Origin of the sequence: Streptomyces lydicus (assembly GCF_001729485.1) — a bacterium.
GTDB classification, from domain to species: domain Bacteria; phylum Actinomycetota; class Actinomycetes; order Streptomycetales; family Streptomycetaceae; genus Streptomyces; species Streptomyces lydicus_D.
In genome coordinates, this window is the sequence record NZ_CP017157.1 from 5,987,734 (window position 1) to 6,005,812 (window position 18,079).

16 protein-coding genes and 1 pseudogene are annotated in these 18,079 nt (G+C 74.6%); 9 read left to right on the forward strand and 8 right to left on the reverse strand.

Going from position 1 to position 18,079, the window contains the following annotated elements; genetic code table 11:
* Window positions 1–7: 7 nt before the first annotated feature.
* Together SL103_RS26040 and SL103_RS26045 are read right to left on the reverse strand one after the other, a co-directional pair.
* Window positions 8–487, reverse strand: coding sequence for an indole-3-glycerol phosphate synthase (locus tag SL103_RS26040; protein ID WP_079145980.1), 480 nt, complete (start codon window positions 485–487; stop codon window positions 8–10).
* Window positions 488–642: 155 nt separating this feature from the next.
* Complete coding sequence (locus SL103_RS26045) at window positions 643–1,467, reverse strand: pyrimidine reductase family protein (protein WP_069571360.1); 825 nt, start codon at window positions 1,465–1,467, stop codon at window positions 643–645.
* A 67-nt stretch (window positions 1,468–1,534) separates the two neighbouring features.
* On the opposite strand from SL103_RS26045, the gene zapE reads away from it, so the two are divergent.
* Window positions 1,535–2,656 carry a cell division protein ZapE gene (gene zapE, locus SL103_RS26050; RefSeq protein WP_208869956.1) on the forward strand — a complete coding sequence of 374 codons (1,122 nt, stop codon included), beginning with the start codon at window positions 1,535–1,537 and terminating at the stop codon, window positions 2,654–2,656.
* Here zapE and SL103_RS26055 read toward each other — a convergent pair.
* Window positions 2,653–3,693, reverse strand: a complete 1,041-nt coding sequence (locus tag SL103_RS26055; protein WP_069571361.1) for a hypothetical protein — start codon at window positions 3,691–3,693, stop codon at window positions 2,653–2,655. The two genes, zapE and SL103_RS26055, sit on opposite strands and share 4 nt — an antisense overlap.
* A 52-nt stretch (window positions 3,694–3,745) precedes the next feature.
* On the opposite strand from SL103_RS26055, the gene SL103_RS26060 reads away from it, so the two are divergent.
* Complete coding sequence (locus SL103_RS26060) at window positions 3,746–4,381, forward strand: TetR/AcrR family transcriptional regulator (RefSeq protein ID WP_069571362.1); 636 nt, start codon at window positions 3,746–3,748, stop codon at window positions 4,379–4,381.
* Between the two features lie 118 nt (window positions 4,382–4,499).
* Window positions 4,500–5,885 (forward strand): alkaline phosphatase PhoX, encoded by a 1,386-nt coding sequence (locus SL103_RS26065; RefSeq protein ID WP_069571363.1) that lies wholly within the window; start codon window positions 4,500–4,502, stop codon window positions 5,883–5,885.
* Between the two features lie 96 nt (window positions 5,886–5,981).
* Here the strand turns inward: SL103_RS26065 and SL103_RS26070 are convergent, their stop codons facing one another.
* From SL103_RS26070 to SL103_RS38410, 3 genes are all read right to left on the reverse strand, one after another.
* Window positions 5,982–6,392: a hypothetical protein gene (locus SL103_RS26070; protein ID WP_069571364.1), complete on the reverse strand. Its 411-nt coding sequence runs from the start codon at window positions 6,390–6,392 to the stop codon at window positions 5,982–5,984.
* A gap of 392 nt (window positions 6,393–6,784) precedes the next feature.
* The gene (locus SL103_RS38405; RefSeq protein ID WP_069571365.1) at window positions 6,785–7,453 is read right to left on the reverse strand and encodes an ABC transporter; all 669 of its coding nucleotides are present in this window, start codon (window positions 7,451–7,453) and stop codon (window positions 6,785–6,787) included.
* Entirely contained in the window at window positions 7,450–8,451 is a 1,002-nt protein-coding gene (locus tag SL103_RS38410) for an ABC transporter ATP-binding protein (RefSeq protein ID WP_079146300.1), read from the reverse strand. Before SL103_RS38410 ends, SL103_RS38405 begins: the two co-directional genes overlap by 4 nt.
* A gap of 334 nt (window positions 8,452–8,785) precedes the next feature.
* Here SL103_RS38410 and SL103_RS26085 point away from each other — a divergent pair, with 334 nt between their 5' ends.
* The 6 genes and pseudogenes from SL103_RS26085 to SL103_RS26110 all read left to right on the forward strand — a co-directional run bounded on the left by SL103_RS26085 (window position 8,786) and on the right by SL103_RS26110 (window position 15,742).
* Window positions 8,786–9,550: an aminoacyl-tRNA hydrolase gene (locus SL103_RS26085; protein ID WP_069571366.1), complete on the forward strand. Its 765-nt coding sequence runs from the start codon at window positions 8,786–8,788 to the stop codon at window positions 9,548–9,550.
* A 141-nt stretch (window positions 9,551–9,691) separates the two neighbouring features.
* On the forward strand, window positions 9,692–10,372 hold the full coding sequence (locus tag SL103_RS26090; protein WP_069571367.1) for a LysE family translocator: 681 nt from the start codon (window positions 9,692–9,694) through the stop codon (window positions 10,370–10,372).
* Between the two features lie 125 nt (window positions 10,373–10,497).
* A pseudogene (locus SL103_RS38415) lies at window positions 10,498–11,956 on the forward strand (DUF692 domain-containing protein).
* Between the two features lie 5 nt (window positions 11,957–11,961).
* The gene (locus SL103_RS26100) at window positions 11,962–12,966 is read left to right on the forward strand and encodes a TIGR04222 domain-containing membrane protein (RefSeq protein ID WP_069571368.1); all 1,005 of its coding nucleotides are present in this window, start codon (window positions 11,962–11,964) and stop codon (window positions 12,964–12,966) included.
* A 186-nt stretch (window positions 12,967–13,152) separates the two neighbouring features.
* On the forward strand, window positions 13,153–13,971 hold the full coding sequence (locus tag SL103_RS26105; protein ID WP_069571369.1) for a TIGR04222 domain-containing membrane protein: 819 nt from the start codon (window positions 13,153–13,155) through the stop codon (window positions 13,969–13,971).
* Between the two features lie 61 nt (window positions 13,972–14,032).
* The gene (locus SL103_RS26110) at window positions 14,033–15,742 is read left to right on the forward strand and encodes an alpha/beta hydrolase (protein ID WP_397779067.1); all 1,710 of its coding nucleotides are present in this window, start codon (window positions 14,033–14,035) and stop codon (window positions 15,740–15,742) included.
* 89 nt (window positions 15,743–15,831) lie between these two features.
* Here the strand turns inward: SL103_RS26110 and hemQ are convergent, their stop codons facing one another.
* A complete protein-coding gene (gene hemQ, locus SL103_RS26115) occupies window positions 15,832–16,584 on the reverse strand; it encodes a hydrogen peroxide-dependent heme synthase (protein WP_069574119.1) in 753 nt (250 codons plus the stop codon).
* 11 nt (window positions 16,585–16,595) lie between these two features.
* Window positions 16,596–18,047, reverse strand: coding sequence for a protoporphyrinogen oxidase (hemG, locus tag SL103_RS26120; protein ID WP_069571371.1), 1,452 nt, complete (start codon window positions 18,045–18,047; stop codon window positions 16,596–16,598).
* Between the last annotated feature and the right edge of the window lie 32 nt (window positions 18,048–18,079).

The window sequence follows — 18,079 nt, forward strand, 5'->3', positions numbered from 1 at the left end:
GCGGCGGTCAGCCCCCGGCCGTCCCCTGGGGCTGGTCGTCCGCCGCGTGCGAGAAGAGTTTGAGGACCGGGACGCCCACTTTGTGGCGGGCGCGGGAGGCCCAGTCCCGGTGGAAGAACTCCTCGACGAAGTGCGGGGCGGTCAGCACGATCACCTCGTCCGCGCCGGTCTCGTCGACGACCGAGCGCAGCAGGTCCAGCGGATGGTCCTCGACCACCTGGCCGATGGCCTGCGCGCCCGCGTCGCGCAGCGCCTGCAGGGTGTGTGCCAGCGCCACCTCGGCGGGGGCCTCCGCCTGCGCGCCGGCCGGTTCCTCGCCCTCCCTGACGGCGTCGTCGAACTCGCCGAGGGCGACGTCGTCGATGGCCCTCAGCAGTACGTCCTGCTTGCCGCGAGGCTGCATGAGGACGACGAACGAGAGCGGGTCGTCACCGTGCAGGGTGGTCACGAACTCCACGTCCGCGGGCGTCAGAGGCTTCTCGATCATCAATACGCTCGTGAACACGACGGACGCCCTTCTTCTCTTGAGGACGCCACGTTGCGCGGCGCCCGACAGAAACCATCCTGCCCCGTCGCCACACGGGACTGTTGGGTTTTAGTGTGCCCAAAGGAAGCTAAGCGGAACAGATAATTCCGCTGATTTCAGGACCGACGGTAACGAGTGAACAGGAACCCGGCGTCCTCCAATACGGACGCCAGAGCGAATCGTTCGGGAACCGGGACGGCGGGCCCGTTCATGATCCTCGGCGCCGCGCCCACCGCGACCACCGGAGCCAGCGTCAGACACATCTCGTCCAGCGCGCCGGCCGCCGCGAACTGCCCCAGCAGCATCGGTCCGCCCTCGGTGAGCAACCGGGTGTGCCCGCGCTCGGCCAGCACCCCGGCTACCCGGGCCGGGTCGACGCCCAGCCCCTCGCCGGCGAACACCACCTCGACGCCCGCCGCCCGGGCCGCGGCCACCCGGTCCGCCGACGCGCCCGCACCGGTCAGGACGACGGTGGGCACCAGCGGCTCGGTGAACAGCGGCAGCGTGAAGTCCAGCCCCAGGCCCGCGGTGACCACGGCGATGGCCGGGGCCGGGCCCTGTCCGGCGGCGGCCCGGCGCGCGGCGAACGCCTCCCGGGCGCGGGCCGGCCGGTAGCCCTCCTTGCGGACCGTTTCGGCGCCCACGACCACCGCGTCCGCGAGTCCGCGCAGCACCCCGAAGATCCGCATGTCGGCGGCGCAGGACAGCGGCTGCGAGCGGCCCTCGTGGTGGGCCGCGCCGTCGACGGAGGACACCATGTTGGCCCGCAGCCATCCGGCCTGCCCCGAGAGCGCCGGGTCGTCCGGCGCCGGATACGCGTACGCGTCGGCCAGCTCCGTGAGCGTCCACTCCCGGTCGGCGGGGCCGGCGGCCGTGACCTCGGAGTTGCTGCCGCCGGGGGCGGACGCGGGCTGGGCGGGAAGGGGGAACAGGCGTCGCATGGCGGCAGTGTGACATGCCTCGCCCGGCGGACCGGCGGATACCGCCGAGGAGATAGGCTGGAGCGCTGTGTCACCTTCCCAGCCCGCTTCCCCGCAGCCCGACCCGATAGCCGGATCCCCGGCCGCCGGGGAGGACACCGTGCCCGCCGCGCTCACCGCCCGCGCCCCGCACGTCCCGTCCGACCGCCTGGTCGCCGAGATGGTGCCGCCGCCGCGCTTCCAGGGCGCCCGCTTCGACACCTACATCCCGGACGCCGCGCAGCCCAGCCAGGCCGAGGCCGTCCAGGTCCTGAGCGACTTCGCGGACACCATCGAGGCGGGGGCGTCCGCCGGCACCGCCAAGCGCCGCTGGTTCGCCAAGAAGCCGGCGGCCCCCAAGGGCCCGCGCGGCGTCTATCTGGACGGCGGCTACGGCGTCGGCAAGACCCACCTGCTCGCCTCCCTGTGGCACGCCGCCCCCGCCCCGGCCGAGCGGAAGGCGTTCGGCACCTTCGTCGAGCTGACGAACCTGGTCGGCGCGCTCGGATTCCAGCAGACCGTCCGCACGCTCAGCGAGCACAGGCTGCTGTGCATCGACGAGTTCGAGCTGGACGACCCCGGCGACACGGTGCTGGTCTCCACCCTGCTCGGCAAGCTGGTCGACGCCGGGGTGGCGCTGGCCGCCACCTCCAACACCCTGCCCGGCAAGCTCGGCGAGGGCCGGTTCGCCGCCGCCGACTTCCTGCGCGAGATCCAGGGCCTGAGCGCGCACTTCCGCCCGCTGCGCATCGACGGCGAGGACTACCGCCACCGCGGCCTGCCCGAGGCGCCCGCCCCGTACGACGACGAGACCGTCACCCGCACCGCGTACCGCACCCCCGGTGCCTCGCTCGACGACTTCCCCTCTCTCCTGGAGCACCTGTCGAGGGTGCATCCCAGCCGCTACGGCGCCATGTGCGACGGCATCGACGCGGTCTGCCTCACCGACGTCCAGGCGGTACCCGACCAGTCGACCGCGCTGCGGCTGGTGGTCCTCGCGGACCGGCTCTACGACCGCGAGGTGCCCGTCCTGACCTCCGGCAAGCCGTTCGACGAGCTGTTCAGCGAGGAGATGCTGCGCGGCGGGTACCGCAAGAAGTACTTCCGGGCGATCTCCCGGCTGACGGCCCTGGCCCGCGACGCCAAGCCGCTGGTCGAGAGCGCCGTCTAGGACCCGCCCAGCGGGCCGGGGCCGGCCGGGTCCCCGGCCCCCCGGTAGTGCCGGGCCAGGGCATGGAACGCCTCCTTCGGCTCCCAGGGCATACCGGGGTAGGCCCGGGCCGGCACGCCGTCGAGCATCTTGACGATCCCGTACGAGCCCAGGTCGGCGTCGGTCCGCGGGTCGTCGCGGTGCGGCAGCGCGTACCCGGCGAAGCTGAACCAGAAGGTGGTGTCCACCCCCTCCTGCGCGAAGAGCGGCAGCAGCTCGTCCATGTAGCGGACCTGCTCGCCCTCGTCCCGTACGATCCCCGGCTCGACCGTGCCGTCCGGCTGGACCACCAGCCAGCCGGCCGCGCCGAGGTCGCCGGCGCCGCGGAAGGTGCAGCACCCCACCTCGGTGATCACGACCGGCTTGCCGGGCACGAAGAGCTCCTTGAGGTCCGCGCGGTAGCTGTCGGCGTTGCGGGTGCTGCGGTAGGCGTCGGCGCCGACCACGTCGAACGGCGTCCAGTCGATGTGCTCGATGGGGATCGAGGCGTAGCCGATCGGGCCGCCGAAACGGGGCCGGACCGTCCGTACGACCTCGTGGAGGTAGGCGTTGAGGCGCTCCGGGATCGGCGCGAGCGCCGCCTGCCGCACCTCCGGCGCGGCCTTCAGCGACTCCATCCGGTCACTGAAGGTGTCGCCGGGCAGGTAGCCGCGGGCGAACACGCTCAGCTCGCAGCCGGTCGCCAGCACGACGTCGGCCCCGCCGCGGCGCAGCGCCTCCGCGCGGTCGGCGCACTCGACGAAGTACGGCAGCATCTCCTGCTCGGTCATCTCGCAGGGAAACGGCGAGTACCAGACCGCCAGCCCGGCGGCGACCGCGAACTCGGCCGCCACGCTGAGCCGTTCGGGGTCGCCGCCGGTGATGCGGACGGTGTTGCAGTGCAGGTCCTCGGCGATGATCCGCATCTCCCGCGCCACGACGCGGGGGTCGAACTCCGGGCGGCTGGTGTCGCCGTTGGGGAACGTTCCGGTGTCGTACTGCACTCCCTTGCCGCGCATCGCGCTCCTTAAGGTTCGCCGCGTATCTTATCTGGAGCGTAAGATACATGGCGTGTCTAAAGAGGTAAACGGCGGGCCACCGCCCCCGGGACGCCGCCGCAGGGGTGCCGCACTGGAAGCCGCCCTGCTCGACGCCACCTGGGAGGAGCTGCTCGCCGTCGGCTACCAGGAGCTGACCTACGAGGGCGTGGCGGCCCGCGCCCACACCAGCCGGACCGTGCTCTACCGGCGCTGGCCGCACCGCCGCGACCTGGTCCTCGCCGCGCTGCGCCACCGGACGCCGCCGCTGCCGCCGCCGGTGCCGGACACCGGGGCGCTGCGGACCGACGTCCTCGCCCTGCTCGGCCAGATCACCGCCCGCCTGTCGGAGATCACGCCCGTCCTGGAGGTGCTCACCGACAGCCGCTCCCGCGGCACCGACCTCGACGACTACCTGGCGGAGCGGTCCCGCGGCGACGACGGGGGCGCCATGGCGGAGCTGCTCGACCGCGCGGCCCGGCGCGGGGAGACCGACCCGTCCCGTATCCCCGCCCGGGTCGCCACCCTGCCGGTCTCCCTGGTGGCCGGCGAGATGCTGATCACCCGTCAAGCGCCGTCGCAGGCCGCCGTCACGGCGGTCGTCGACGACATCTTCCTGCCCCTGGTCGCCCATCACGGCGGCACCGGCGGCGCGGCGGACGGGGGCTGAGCGAGCACCCGAGAGCGACACGGGGTGGCGCCCCGGCGCGCCGCCCGGTTCCCGCCGGGCCGGGTGCGTGGTACACACGAGCGGGTCACGTCACCTGTCCGCCAACAGGGAGTTGCCCATGTCCGCGACACGACGTCAGATCCTCGCCAGAACCGGCGCGTCGGTGGTGTCCCTCGCCTTCGCCGGGAGCCTCACGGAGCTCTTCGCGGGGACCGCGACCGCCGAGAGCATGGGACGGCGCGGCTACGGCCCGCTGGTCCCCGACCCGCACGGCCTGCTCGACCTCCCCAAGGGCTTCCGCTACAAGGTCCTCTCCAAGGAGGGCGACCCGTTGCGCTCGGGGGAGGGCAAGGTGCCCAGCAACTGCGACGGCATGGCCGCCTTTCCCGGCTCACCCGCTTCCGCCGGCCGTCGCGGCAGCACGTACCTCGTCCGCAACCACGAGAACCGTACGAACTCCCGCTCCGCCGTCCCCCGGGTCCGCGACCTGACCTACGACCCCGGTGGCGAGGGCGGCTGTACGGCGCTGGAGCTCGGCCCGGACCACACCGTGCGCTCCGAACGGGTCGCCATCGCCGGCACCTCCACCAACTGCGCGGGCGGCCCCACCCCCTGGAACACCTGGCTGACCTGCGAGGAGACCGAGCTGCGGGCCGGTGAGGAGAACTACACCAAGGACCACGGCTTCATCTTCGAGGTCGATCCGTACGACCCGCGGCGCACCGGCGCCGTCCCGCTGACCGCGATGGGCCGCTTCCAGCACGAGGCGATCGCCGTGGACCCCCGCACCGGCACGGTCTACGAAACCGAGGACGCCTTCGACAAGCCCTTCGGCCTCTTCTACCGCTTCCTGCCGGAGAAGCCGCTGGGCGGCCGCGGCTCCCTGCGGGCGGGCGGCCGGCTCCAGGCGCTGCGGGTCCCCGGCGTGCCCGACCTGTCCACCGTCCAGCAGCCGGGCACCACCTTCGACGGCGTCACCTGGGTCGACGTCCCCGACCCGCTGGCCCGCCACACCCCCGTCCGCTTCCAGGACTTCGGCCCCGGCGGCATCACCCACGCGCAGAAGCTGGAGGGCTGCTATTGGGGCGGCTCCTGCGTCTACTTCGTCTCCAGCTTCGCGCACCGCGCCGCCGGCTCGGCGGCCGACCACTACGGCCAGGTCTGGAAGTACGACCCCGAACGGCGCCGGCTCACCCAAGTCGTGGTCTTCGGCCCGGACAGCGACCTCCAACTGCCCGGCGAGTCACCCGACAACATCTGCCTCGCCCCCAGCGGCGGCCTGATGGTCTGCGAGGACGGCGACGGCGCCCAGCACGTCTTCGGCCTCACCCGCCGCGGCGAGGTCTACGCGATGGCGCGCGGCCGGCAGAACATCGGCACCCCGGAGAAGCCGGAATGGGGCGAGTTCGCGGGCGTGACGTTCGCCCCCGACCACCGCACCATGTACGTCAACTGCTACACCCCGGGCACGACGTTCGCCGTGACGGGTCCTTGGGGGCACTGAGGCGGGTGCCCTGACGCGGACCCCGGGGCGGGGGCCCGGCGCCGGGCGGATGGAACTGCCTGCGTACGGCCGGGCGCGGTGCCCGGCACCGCCGCGTCAGCCGGAGCAGGCGGAGCGCTGGGCCTCCTGCCACTCGCACACGGGGCAGAGCACGATGCCGGGCTGCTCGACCGGGTACTCGGTGGGCTCCCCGCACTGAAGGCAGTCGGCCGGCGGGGAGGCGGCGTCGGTGCTGGTCGTCGCGTTGCTGAGCGCTGCGGTGCCGGGCGCTGCGTTGCTGGTCGTCTCGTTGCTGAGCGCTGCGTTGCTGGTCGCTGCGGTGCCCGGCGTCTCGTTGCCGGGCGTCACGGTGCCGGGCGTCTCGTTGCCGGGCGTTGCGGTGACCGGCGTCGCGGTGCTCGTCGCGTCGTGGTCCGCGTAGCACTCGGTGGGGGCCGTGGGTGCCGTGGGGCCCGGGTACGGGCGGGGCGCGGGGGCGGGGGCGGGGCGGGCGTGGGTGCCGGACATGGTGTCGAGCGTACGCCGGTGCCTCCCCCCCCACCCCCGAACCCACCCCCCGCCCCCTCCCCCGAAGGGGGAGGGGGGGAGGGGGCGGGGGGAGCGCCGATGAGCCGGCGACGGCGGCGGATGGGCGAAGCGTCCATGAGCCGGCGACGGCGGCGGATCGGCGAAGCATCCATGAGCCCGCGAGGGCGGCGGATCGGCGAAGCATCCATGAGCCCGCGAGGGCGGCGGATCGGCGAAGCATCCATGAGCCCGCGAGGGCGGCGGATCGGCGAAGCGTCCATGACACGGGAAAGGCGGACGGGGCAAGTGCTGGGTGAGCGGTGCGTAGGCCGGGAAAGCCGCGATCTACGCAGGACACCGGGGCGGGCACGTGCGCGGGCGGGGGCCGGCGCTCAAGTGCGGCGGGAGGTGAGGGCGCAGGCGGCTGCCGTGGTGGCGGCGGCGATCGCGACGGTCGCGGCGAGCGGGAGCCAGGGGGTGTTGACGGTGCCGTGGGCGGAGCCGGTGACCAGGCCGGTGACGGCGGCGTTGGCGGGCGACGCACCGAGGACGAGCAGCAGCAGCGCGGCGGTCAGTCCCGTGGGGATGCCCCAGCCCGGGTTGCGTACGACCGGCCAGTTGCACAGCGTGCCGATCGCGGTGCCCAGCAGCAGGCAGGCCAGCGCGGCGAGCAGCCCCGCGACGGTCGCGGGCAGGACCGGGACGGCGACGCGGTGGTCACCGGAGTGCGGGTCGGACAGCAGCAGCACCACCAGCGCTCCCAGGAGCGCGAGCAGCACCCCGGCACCGGCCGCGGTCAGCACGGACGCGAGGTGCACCCGGCCCGGCCCGGCGGCGGCAGCGGTGCAACTGCGGGCGGCCGGGGGCTCGTTGGTGACGCAGACGCGGGTGAGCCATACGGCGACCGGCAGCAAGCCTCCCGCGGCCCAGCCGAACGCGTCCAGGATCGGGCCACCGCTCTGGATACCGACGGCGAGGAACGCCGCGTGGAAGATGACCGGCGGCAGCCAGCGGTGCGAGCCGATGAACAGCGCTGCCTGGTAGCGGAGAAGAGCGATCACGGAAGCGGCGCCTCGTCGGAGTCGGAAGCGGAAGTGGAAGTAAAAGCGGAAGTGGAAGTGGAATCGGGGTGGGCCTCCGAGTGGGCGTCCGGGCGTGATCCCGAGGTGGGCGCGGGGCTCGGAGGGGTCGGGGTCCGGGGTGCGGCAGGGGTCAGCGAGCGGATGTGCCAGGGCGGGTGGGCCGCGAGCAGGGTGCGCAGCAGCGCGTCGGAGTGGACGGCCGCGACGGTCAGCCGGGTCGTACCGTCCGGCCCCGGGGTGATCTCCGGGCCACCGGGCAGCCCCGGCGCTCCGGCGAAGACGGGCGGTACGGCGCCCGGGGCGCCCTCGGCCTCGATGATCACGCGGGGGCCGGTCGCGGTCTCCGATCCGGCTGCCGGCCCGGCCGCCTCGTGGGGCAGCAGCCGCCCCTCCGCCACCCGGTAGCTGGCGTCGGCCGCGCCGGCCAGCCGCTGCGGATCGTGGTCGACGAAGACGACGGTGCCGCCGTCCGCGACCCGTTCGGCGACCGCGCGGTCCAGTACCTCGCGCGCGCCGCGGTCCAGCCCGGTCCATGCCTCGTCCAGCACCAGGAGCGTGGGCTCGGCGAGCAGCGCCTGCGCCACGGCGACCTTCTGGCTGGTGCCCTTCGACAGCTCGGCCAGCCGCGTACGGGCGTGTCCGGCCGCGCCGAAGCGTTCGAGCCACTCGGCGGCGCGGCGGGCGGCTTCGGCGCCGCGCAGGCCGTGGACGCGACCGAGGTGGGTGAGGTAGCCGACCGCGGTGAACGGCAGCGCCACCGGGAAGCGTTCGGGGACGTACGCGCTGCGCGGGCGTCCGGTGATGCGGCCGGTGCTGGGGTGGTCGATGCCGGCGAGCAGCCGCAGCAGGGTGGACTTTCCGCTGCCGTTGGTCCCCTCCACCCGCAGCAGCGCCCCTCGGGGCACCTCCAGGTGTACGTCCCGCAGCACCCAGGGGCCGCGCACCCCGTAGCGCCGCCCCACCCCGTCCAGCCTCATGGCCGGCGCCACATCCGGCACTCCGGCACCTCCCCAGCCCGTGTCCTGACGCCCCCCGGCGTCTCCTGGCGTCCCGGCGCCGACGGTAGCCGGGGCGGCGGGACGGCGCCCGCCCGGGCACGCGTGGTGCGACATCCCCGCGCGGGCGCGCAGGGGGAACGCGTACGGCACGGCCAACGCGCCAACGCCACGACGGAGGTGGGAAGTTGGCCGCCGGCCGGTTGGGTCCCGGCCGGGTGGCCGTGGCTTGCCGGGCGGAAGCCGTCGGCCGGTGGCCTCGGGCGGGCGCCGGTCCCGGCCCGGCGTTGTCGGTGGCGGCTGGCAGACTGGGCGAGTGACCAGCACCGAGACCGCCGGAGAGCCCGGCAACAGCACCGGCAGCCCGTTCCGGCACGAAGAGACCGACCGGGACGCGGCGCCCCAGTTCGTGCTGCCGCTCGTCGCGCGGATCGAGCGGGCCGAGCCGCCGGCGCGTACGGATGCGCTGGAGACGGCGGCGCGGGCGGTGCTGGTGCTGCTGGCCGACGAGCGGTCGGCCGGCGACGGTGAGTGGGCCCAGGCGGTACGGGACTGGCAGGACGCCCGGATCCGGAAGGTGGTGCGGCGGGCGCGCGGCGCGGAGTGGCGGCGGGCCGAGGCGCTCCCGGGAATCACGGTCGGCGGCCGCGACGCCGAGGTGCGGGTCTTCCCCCCGGTGCCGCTCGACGGCTGGCCGAAGGAACTGGCGCGCCTCCAGGTCTCCGGCACGGAGCTGGACGATCCGCTTCCGCCCGAGGCGCCCGCCGACGGGCTTCCGGTGCTGTGGCTCAATCCGGAGCTGGAGATGTCGGCGGGCAAGGAGATGGCGCAGGTCGGCCACGGCGCGCAGCTGGCGTGGTGGGAGCTGTCCGAGGAGGAACGGGCGGCCTGGCGCGGGACGGGTTTCGCGCTGGCGGTCCGTTCGGCGGAGCCTGCGGAGTGGGCGGCGCTGACCCGCAGCGGGCTGCCCGTGGTGCGGGACGCCGGGTTCACGGAGATCGCACCGGGCTCGTGCACGGTCGTCGCGGACCACCCCGCACTGCGCGGGGCACTGCCGTACGAGGGCCCGCAGGGCGGCTGAACGACATCCGGCCCGGAGTCACGCCCGGCCCGGCCCGCCCACTCCCCCGTCCGGGAGCGACGCCCGGCTCTTCCTGGCCCCCGTGCTTTCCGCAGTGCCCGGGCTCTCCGCAGTGCCCGCCACTGCGCATACCGTTGCGCCATGCTCACCTCACTCGTCGGCTTCACCGCCGTGGCCGCCCTGCTGACCGTCTCCCCCGGACCCGACTTCGCCGTGGTGCTGCGGACCGCGCTCAGCTCGGGGCGGCGCGCCGCGCTGTGCAGTGCGCTCGGCATAGCCGCCGGGTGCTTCGTCTGGGGGCTGGCCGGTGCGGTCGGGCTGACGGCGATGCTCTCGGCGTCGCAGGCGGCGTACCACGCCCTGCGGGTGGCCGGTGCGCTGTATCTGATGTGGCTCGGGGTACAGGCGTTGCGCAGTGCCCGGCGGCTTCGCCCCGCGCGCGCCGACAGCGCCGCCCCGGCCCACGTTCGTGCCCCCCACGAGAGCACCGTGGCACCGGACTCGTCCGCCGGCTCGGTCACGCCGCTGCGCGCGTTCCGCACCGGACTGCTCACCAACGTGCTCAACCCCAAGGTCGGGGTGGTCTACATCTCGCTGCTGCCGCAGTTCATCCCGCACGGCGCGCCGGTCGTCGCGACCACGGTCCTGCTGGTCGCCGTGCATGCCGCGCTGGGCGTGCTGTGGCTGGGCGGGATTGCCGTCGCGGTGCACCGTGCGCGGGCCGTCTTCCAGCGGCCGGGGGTCCGCCGGCGGCTCGATCAGGCCACCGGCGGAGTGCTGCTCGCGCTGGGCGCCGCGGTCGGATTCGAGACCGCCCGCTGACGGGCCGCGGCGGTGTGCGGCACCGCGGGGGAAGCTCAAATCAAGCTCTGAACCCGGCCGGTGCGGGGTTCGTTCCGTCGCGACGGGGCGATGAGTACCCCGACCACGGAGCGAGAGGGGGAGGCATGGAGCGCCTGGGGACGGGGATCGGCTGGCGGCCGGAAATCGCCGCAGACATCGCGGAACTGCCGGGGGTGGACTGGGTCGAGGTGGTGGCGGAGAACCTCTGTCCGGGCCATCTCCCGCCCGCCCTGCAGCAATTGCGTGAGCGCGGCACGACCGTCGTGCCGCACGGGGTCTCGCTCGGCCTCGGCGGCGCGGACCGCCCGGACCCCGGCCGGCTGACCGCCCTCGCGGAACGCGCCGAGGCACTGGGCGCGCCGCTGGTCACCGAGCACATCGCGTTCGTACGGGCCGGCGGGCCGCTGACCGCCTCGCCGGTGATGGAGGCCGGGCACCTGCTGCCCGTACCGCGGACCCGGGATGCGCTGGACGTGCTCTGCGAGAACGTCCGGATCGCCCAGGACGCGCTGCCGGTGCCGCTGGCACTGGAGAACATCGCCGCCCTGGTCAACTGGCCCGGCGAGGAGATGACCGAAGGCCAGTTCCTGTCCGAGCTGGTCGAGCGGACCGGTGTGCGGCTGCTCATCGATGTCGCCAACCTGCACACCAACCACGTCAACCGGGGCGAGGACCCGGCCGTCGCGCTGGACGAGCTGCCGGTCGAGGCCATCGCGTACGTCCATGTCGCGGGCGGGGTGGAGCGGGACGGGGTGTGGCACGACAGCCACGCCCACCCGGTGACCCAGCCGGTGCTGGACGTGCTCGCCGCGCTGTGTGCCCGCGTCACCCCGCCCGGGGTGCTGCTGGAACGGGACGACGACTTCCCGGAGGGCCCCGAGCTGGCCGGCGAACTGGACGCGATCCGCACGGTGTTGAGGGAGGCCCGTCATGCGTACGCGGCTTGAGGCGGTACGGGAGGCGCCCGTACGGGAGACCCCGGCAGTGGAGTCGTCCCTGCCGGAACCGTCCGTACCGGAGACGGCCGTACCCGAGACGGCCGTACGTGAGTCGTCCGCAGCCGGGGCGCCCTCCTCCCGGACACCCGCCACCGGCACGGACGCCGGTGCCGACGCCGGCACCGACGCCGCTCGTCAGCGGCTCGCCCTGGCGCAGGCCGCGCTGCTGTCCGCGCTGGTCGCCGGGACGCCGGCGCCCGAGGGCTTCGACCGCACCCGGCTTCAGGTGCAGAGCCAGGCGCTGACCGCCAAGCGGGCCTCGGTGGTCGCCAAGGTGGCGCCCGAACTGCCCGTGATCCTCGGTGCGGACTACCGGACGGCGTTCCTCGGCTACGCCCGTGGCCGTCCGATGCGCGGCGGCTACCGCCAGGACGCCCTGGACTTCGCGGCGCACCTGCTCGCCCAGGACCTGCCCGCGGACGCGGCCGCGCGGCAGCAGTTGACGCGCTGGTGGCGGGACCGGGCGGGCCCCCGGCCGCCGTCCTCCCGGCCCGTCACCCGTCTGACGCGCGCCCTGTGCGACGGCCTGCACGACGTCCTGCGCAGCGTTCTGCGGCGGAGGTGACCGGGATGTCCTTCGCAGAGTGGGTGTACTTGGGGCTCGGCGTCTCGTCGCTGGTGCTCGTGATCGGCACGGTCGTGCTCCGGCTGCGGACGCCGTCCGTCCGCCGGGCGGACGCGCTGGCGCACGACGTCTGGGAGACGGCCTTCCTCGCCGGGGGCCCGGCGCGGGTGGTGGACGCGGCGGTCGCCGGGATGCACGAGGACGGCCGGCTGGCGGTGGGCGGCCCGGGCGTGGTGACCGTACGTCAGGCCACCGCCCGGGACGCGGTCGAGGCGGCCGTGCTGGACGCGGTCGCCCGGACGCCCGGCGGGGCGCTGGCCGCGCTGCGCGCCGAGGCGATGCGCAGCCCGGCCGTCCAGGACGTCGGCGACCGGCTGGCGGCGCGGGGCCTGATGCGTCACCCGCGGCTCGGCCGGGGCTGGCTCCTGTGGGCGCGGGCGCACCAGGCGGCGTGCGGGGTGCTCTTCGTCGTCGGCATGGTGCTCTCGGTGCCCGGCGACGACGGGAACGACGGGCAGACGGTCGTGATGATCCTGCCGGCGCTGATCGGTGGGCTGGTGGTGGGGTCGCTGTGCCGGAAGGCGTTCCGGCGCCGGATCACCAGGGCGGGTTCCGCGGCGCTGCGCTCCGCGCGGGCGGCCCACCCCCAGGGGGACGTGGGCGGCGCGTGGCAGGCCGCCGGGCTGGTGGTGGCGCTCGGCGGCACCGCGCTGCTCGCGGACGAGCTGCTGCGGCAGCAGTTCGAGGAGGCGCACCGGGCGAGCGCGCTGGCCGCCTCGGGCGCCGGGTCCTCGTCGTCCGGCGGCTCGTCGTCCGGCTTCGACTCCGGTGGGGGGTCGGGGGACGGGGGTTCCTGGTGCGGCTCGTCGGACGGTGGGTCCGGATCGAGTTGCGGCGGTTCGTCCTGCGGCGCCGGTTCGTCGTGCGGGGGCGGTTCGTCATGTGGCGGTGGCTCGTCGTGCGGCGGCGGATCGAGTTGCGGGGGCGGTTCGGGCTGCGGCGGCGGCTGAGCCCGGATGCCGCCGGCGACCGCGGCGGGCGCGGCGGGCGGACCCGGTCCGGCTGGAGGCGACCGTCACCGCCGGGCGGGCCCGGCGACAGTCGACGGGCGGCGCCCCGACGACTTCGTCCACGCCCGCGCCCGCATGTTGAGAAACGAATGGCGATTGTCATGTCTCATCCCGTAAAAATCTGCCATGTGGCTCCTCTTCCTCCTCGTCGCCTGCGTGGCGGCGGCGCTGAGCTGTGCGCAGCTCTGCCGTGCTGCCGTGGCCGTCGCCCGCGCCACCGGCCCGGCCCCGCGGCCGGCACCCGCCCCCGTCCCGGACACGGCCGCCCCGGACGGCTCCGCGGCGGGTCTGACGCTGTATGAGATGGCGTATCTCTCCGGCGGCCCGCACCGGCTGGCCGATGTGGTGCTGGTGCTCATGGCGCAGCAGCGGCGCCTGTTGCTCGCCCACACCGGCTGGGCCACCGTCGTCGATCCGGTCGGCCAGGACCCCGTCGAGCGGGCCACCCTCAGCGCCATAGGCCCGGACGGGCAGCGCCGGATACCGGCGATACGGGAGGCCCTGGTGGCCGACGAGGCGGTGCGGGCGGTCGGCGACCGACTGGTGGCCGCCGGGCTCGCACTGCCCGCCGCGGCCCGTGGTCTGCGCAACGCCGTCCGCCAGGTGCAGGGCGCGACGGTGCTGGCGCTGCTCTGCGCCGCGGCGGCGTACGCGACGGCGCCGGCCGGCGAGGACCGGGGACAGCTGCTGATCTGGTTCACGCTCCCGCTGATCCTCACCCTGGGGACGCTGGCGGTGGCGCGCTTCGAGCTCCATCCGTACAGCGACTGGGCGACCGACGCGGGCGAGGAACGGCTGCCCGGCAGACCCGGATTTACCACGTTCACCCCCAGCTCCCCCGCCCCTGTCGCCCCTCTCGCCTCCCTGATGACCCTTGCCCTCCACGGACCCAGGGCCCTCACCGATCCCGCCCTGCGCGCGGCGCTCCACTCTTCCGGGGCATAGCGTCCGACACCGGCATCCGGTGCTTTACATCGCCAACCACCGACCCAAATATCCCTTTTGTATGTACAACACGAAGGGACGGCCAGTGAGAGCACTTGCGTTGTACGGCACCATCGGGTCGCTGATCGTGACCGCCCTCGCCACCGCCCCGGCGGGCGGTGCCACGGAGGCGCCCGATGCGCCCCCGGCGCCCGTGGCGCACCGGATCGGCTTCGGCCGGTGCGCTCCGGTGGAGCAGCTGCCGGCGTCCGTCGAGTGCGGCAAGCTGGCCGTTCCCCTGGACTACGCGCGGCCCGACGGCAAGAAGATCGAGCTCACCGTGAGCCGGATCCGCGCCACCGTGCCCGGTGAACGGCAGGGCTCCCTGGTCTTCAACCCCGGCGGGCCCGGCGCGTCCAGCCTTGAGTTCCCGCTCTACGGCGGCCTGCCAAAGTGGAGCAAGGTGGCCCGCGCGTACGACTTCGTCGGCTACGCGCCGCGCGGCGTCGGCCGCTCGGCTCCGCTGTCGTGCCAGGACCCCAAGGAGTTCGCCAAGGTCCCGACCGACAGCCGGATGCACCCGGACGCGGCCTTCAAGCGCGCGAAGGTGGCCCAGGCGAGGGCGTACGCCCGGGGTTGCGCCCGCCGGGCCGGGGCGGACCTGCCGTTCTACAACTCGGTCAACAACGCCCGCGACCTGGACATGCTGCGGGCCGCGCTGGGCGAGAAGAAGCTGACGTACATGGGCGCCTCGTACGGGACGTACTTCGGGGCGGTCTACGCGACGCTCTTCCCCGGCCACGTCCGGCGGATGATCTTCGACAGTGTGGTGAACCCCGAGCCGCGGCAGATCTGGTACCGCAACAACCTCGACCAGAACATCGCCTTCGAGCGGCGCTGGGGCGACTGGCTGCGCTGGGTCGCCAAGCACGACGACCACTACCACCTCGGCGCGACCCGGCAGGCGGTGCAGCGGGCCTACGACCAGGCCGCCGCCAAGCTGCGCCGCGACCCGCTCGACGGCAAGATCGGCCCCGGTCAGCTGCAGTCGGCCTTCCTGAAGACCGGCTACAACGACGCCTTCTGGCCGATGCGCGCCGAGGCGCTCTCCGGTTACCTGCACGGCGACCCCAAGGCGCTGATCGCCCAGGCCCTGCCGCAGTCGTCCGGCGCCAGGGACGAGGAGAACGCCAACGCGGTCTACACGGCCGTGGAGTGCAACGACGGGCCCTGGCCGCGTTCGTGGCAGACCTGGGACCGGGACAACACCGAGGTCGCCCGCATCGCCCCGTTCGAGACCTGGGACAACGCCTGGATGAATCTGCCGTGCGCGTTCTGGCCCGACCGGTCGGAGTCGGCCGAGGCCGGTGTCGAGCAGGCGGCCCGCCGGGCGGAACACGGCAACGGGCAGGAGCTGGCGGACGCCACCGGCCACGCCGCGCGGACCGCCATGGACGGGGCCCTGCACGGCCCGCGCGGCCCCCTCGACGTGCACACCGAGCCCGGCGCGCTGCCGCCGGTGCTGCTGCTGGCGGCCGAGCGGGACGCGGCGACACCGTACAAGGGCGCGGTGGAGCTCCAGCACCGGCTGCCCGGCTCCTCGCTGGTCACCGAGAACGGTGCGGGCACCCACGGCGTCGCCTTCAACGACAACGCCTGTGCGACCAGGTACGCCGAGGCGTACCTGCTCCAGGGGAAGATCCCGTCGCACCGGGTGTACTGCGCGCCGCGTGCCGAGCCGGTGCCGGGGCAGAAGGCGGTCCGGGCGCAGCTCGCCCGGCCGGGGAAGTAGACCGCGGAGCGACGGACCGCGGGCTCGACCGGCCCGCACGACCCGAAACGGGCCGCCCCTGGGGGCGGCCCGTTTTCCGTGCCGACAGGTCAGGCCAGACCGGCCACCAGCTCCGCCACCGGCTTGCGCCGGCCGGTGTAGAACGGGATCTCCTCACGGACGTGCATCCGCGCCTCGGAGCCGCGCAGGTGACGCATGAGGTCGACGATGCGGTACAGCTCGTCGGCCTCGAAGGCGAGCACCCACTCGTAGTCGCCGAGCGAGAACGACGGCACGGTGTTGGCGCGCACGTCCGGGAAGCCGCGGGCCATCTTGCCGTGGTCGGCGAGCATCCGGCGGCGGTCCTCGTCGGGGAGGAGGTACCACTCGTAGGAGCGCACGAAGGGGTAGACGCTCACGTAGTTGCGCGGCTGCTCATCGGCCAGGAAGGCCGGGATGTGCGACTTGTTGAACTCCGCGGGGCGGTGCAGCGCCATGTTGGACCACACCGGCGCGAGCGCGCGGCCGAGCCGGGTGCGGCGGAAGAGGTTGTACGCCTCCTGGAGGGCGTCCGAGCTCTCCGAGTGCCACCAGATCATGAGGTCGGCGTCGGCACGCAGACCGGACACGTCGTACGTGCCGCGGACCACCACGTCCTTGGCGGCGAGCTGCGCGAACAGCTCCTCGACCTCGTCGGCGTAGCCGCTGCGGTCCTCGGGGAGGACGTCGCGCAGCTTGAACACCGACCACAGGGTGTAGCGGATGACCTCGTTGAGGTCCTTGGCCTTCTTGCCGGCGTTCGGAGCCTTCTCGGGCGCCGCGGGGGCCTGCGGCGCGGAAGCGGGAGTGGAAGCGTCTGTCATGTCGTCCATTCTCACTCGCCGGGGACGGTGGCCGGGCGCAGGGTGCCGAGGATGTCGTCGGCGGCCCCGCGGGCGGAGGCGATGCAGGCCGGGATGCCGACGCCCTCGTACAGCGCGCCGCACACCCGCAGGCCCGGCAGCCCGGCGACGGCGGCCCGGATGCGGGCCACCCGCTCCAGATGTCCTACGGGGTACTGGGGCAGCCCGCCGTCCCAGCGGGTGACCCGGGAGGCGACCGGCGCGGCGGTCAGCCCGACCGCCTCGCGCAGGTCGGCCAGGGAGAGGGCGACCAGCTCGGAGTCGTCCCGGGCCAGGTCCCGTTCCTCGCCGTGCCGCCCGACGGAGGTGCGCAGGACGAAGAGGTCCGGGTCGGCGTCGCCGAGCCAGCCCCACTTGTTGGCGGAGAAGGTGGACGCCTTGATCGTGCGGCCGTCGACGGGCGGGACGAGGAAGCCGCTGCCGGTCAGCTGCCGGTCGAGGTCGGCGCGCCGGAAGGCCATGGTGATCAGGGCCATCGAGGCGTACTCGACGGTGGCCAGCTCGCCGGCGGCGGGCGCGCTGACGTCGGCGAGGAGGCGGGCGGCGGCGGGCGCGGGGGTGGCGAGCACGACCGCGTCGGCGGTGAGCCGGCCGCCGGCGACGTCGAGGTGCCAGCCGTCGGGGGTGCGCCGGAGCGCGGTGACGGGCGTGCCGGTGCGGATCTCGCCGCCCTTGGCCCGCACCGCGTCGGCGACCGCGCCGGGCAGCGTCCCGATGCCGCCGTCGATGCCCATGAAGACCGGGCCGGTCGCGGCGGCTCCGGTCACCGGGGCCGCGGTGGCGGCGCGCGCCTGGATGCTGCGTACGCCGTCGAGCAGTGAGCGGTGCGTCCGGGCGGCCTCGAACAGCTGGGGCACGGCGGCGCGCAGCGAGATCTTGTAGGCGTCGCCGGCGTACACGCCGCCCAGCAGGGGTTCGACGAGCCGGTCGACGACCTCGCGGCCCAGCCGCCGGGCGACGTACTCGCCGACGGCGACGTCCTCGCCGATCTCGGTGCGCGGCAGCCGGACGTCCTCCTCGATGCGGGCGAGGCCCTCCGGGGAGAGCACGCCGGCGGCGGCGAGCGGGCCGGGGTCCCCGGGCACGCCCATGACGTGGCCCTTGGGCATCGGGCGCAGCGCCCCGCGGGTCCACAGCGAGGCGGTGGCGGTGGTGGGCGGCTGCAGGCGGTCGCCCAGGCCGACCGCGCGCGCGAGCTCCACCGCCTCGGGCCGCCGGGCCAGCATCGATTCGGCCCCGAGGTCGACCGGCACGCCCGCGATCTCGCCGGAGCGCAGCTTGCCGCCGGGCCGGTCCGCGGCCTCCAGGACGGTCACCCGGGCGCCGCCGTCGAGCAGGCGGTGCGCCGCCGCCAGCCCGGAGATGCCCGCGCCGATGACGACGACGTGACCGGTGGGGGCGGGTCCGGGGTGGGCCGCGCTCATGCCGGTACCTCGCTGCGCCCGGCCCCGCACGC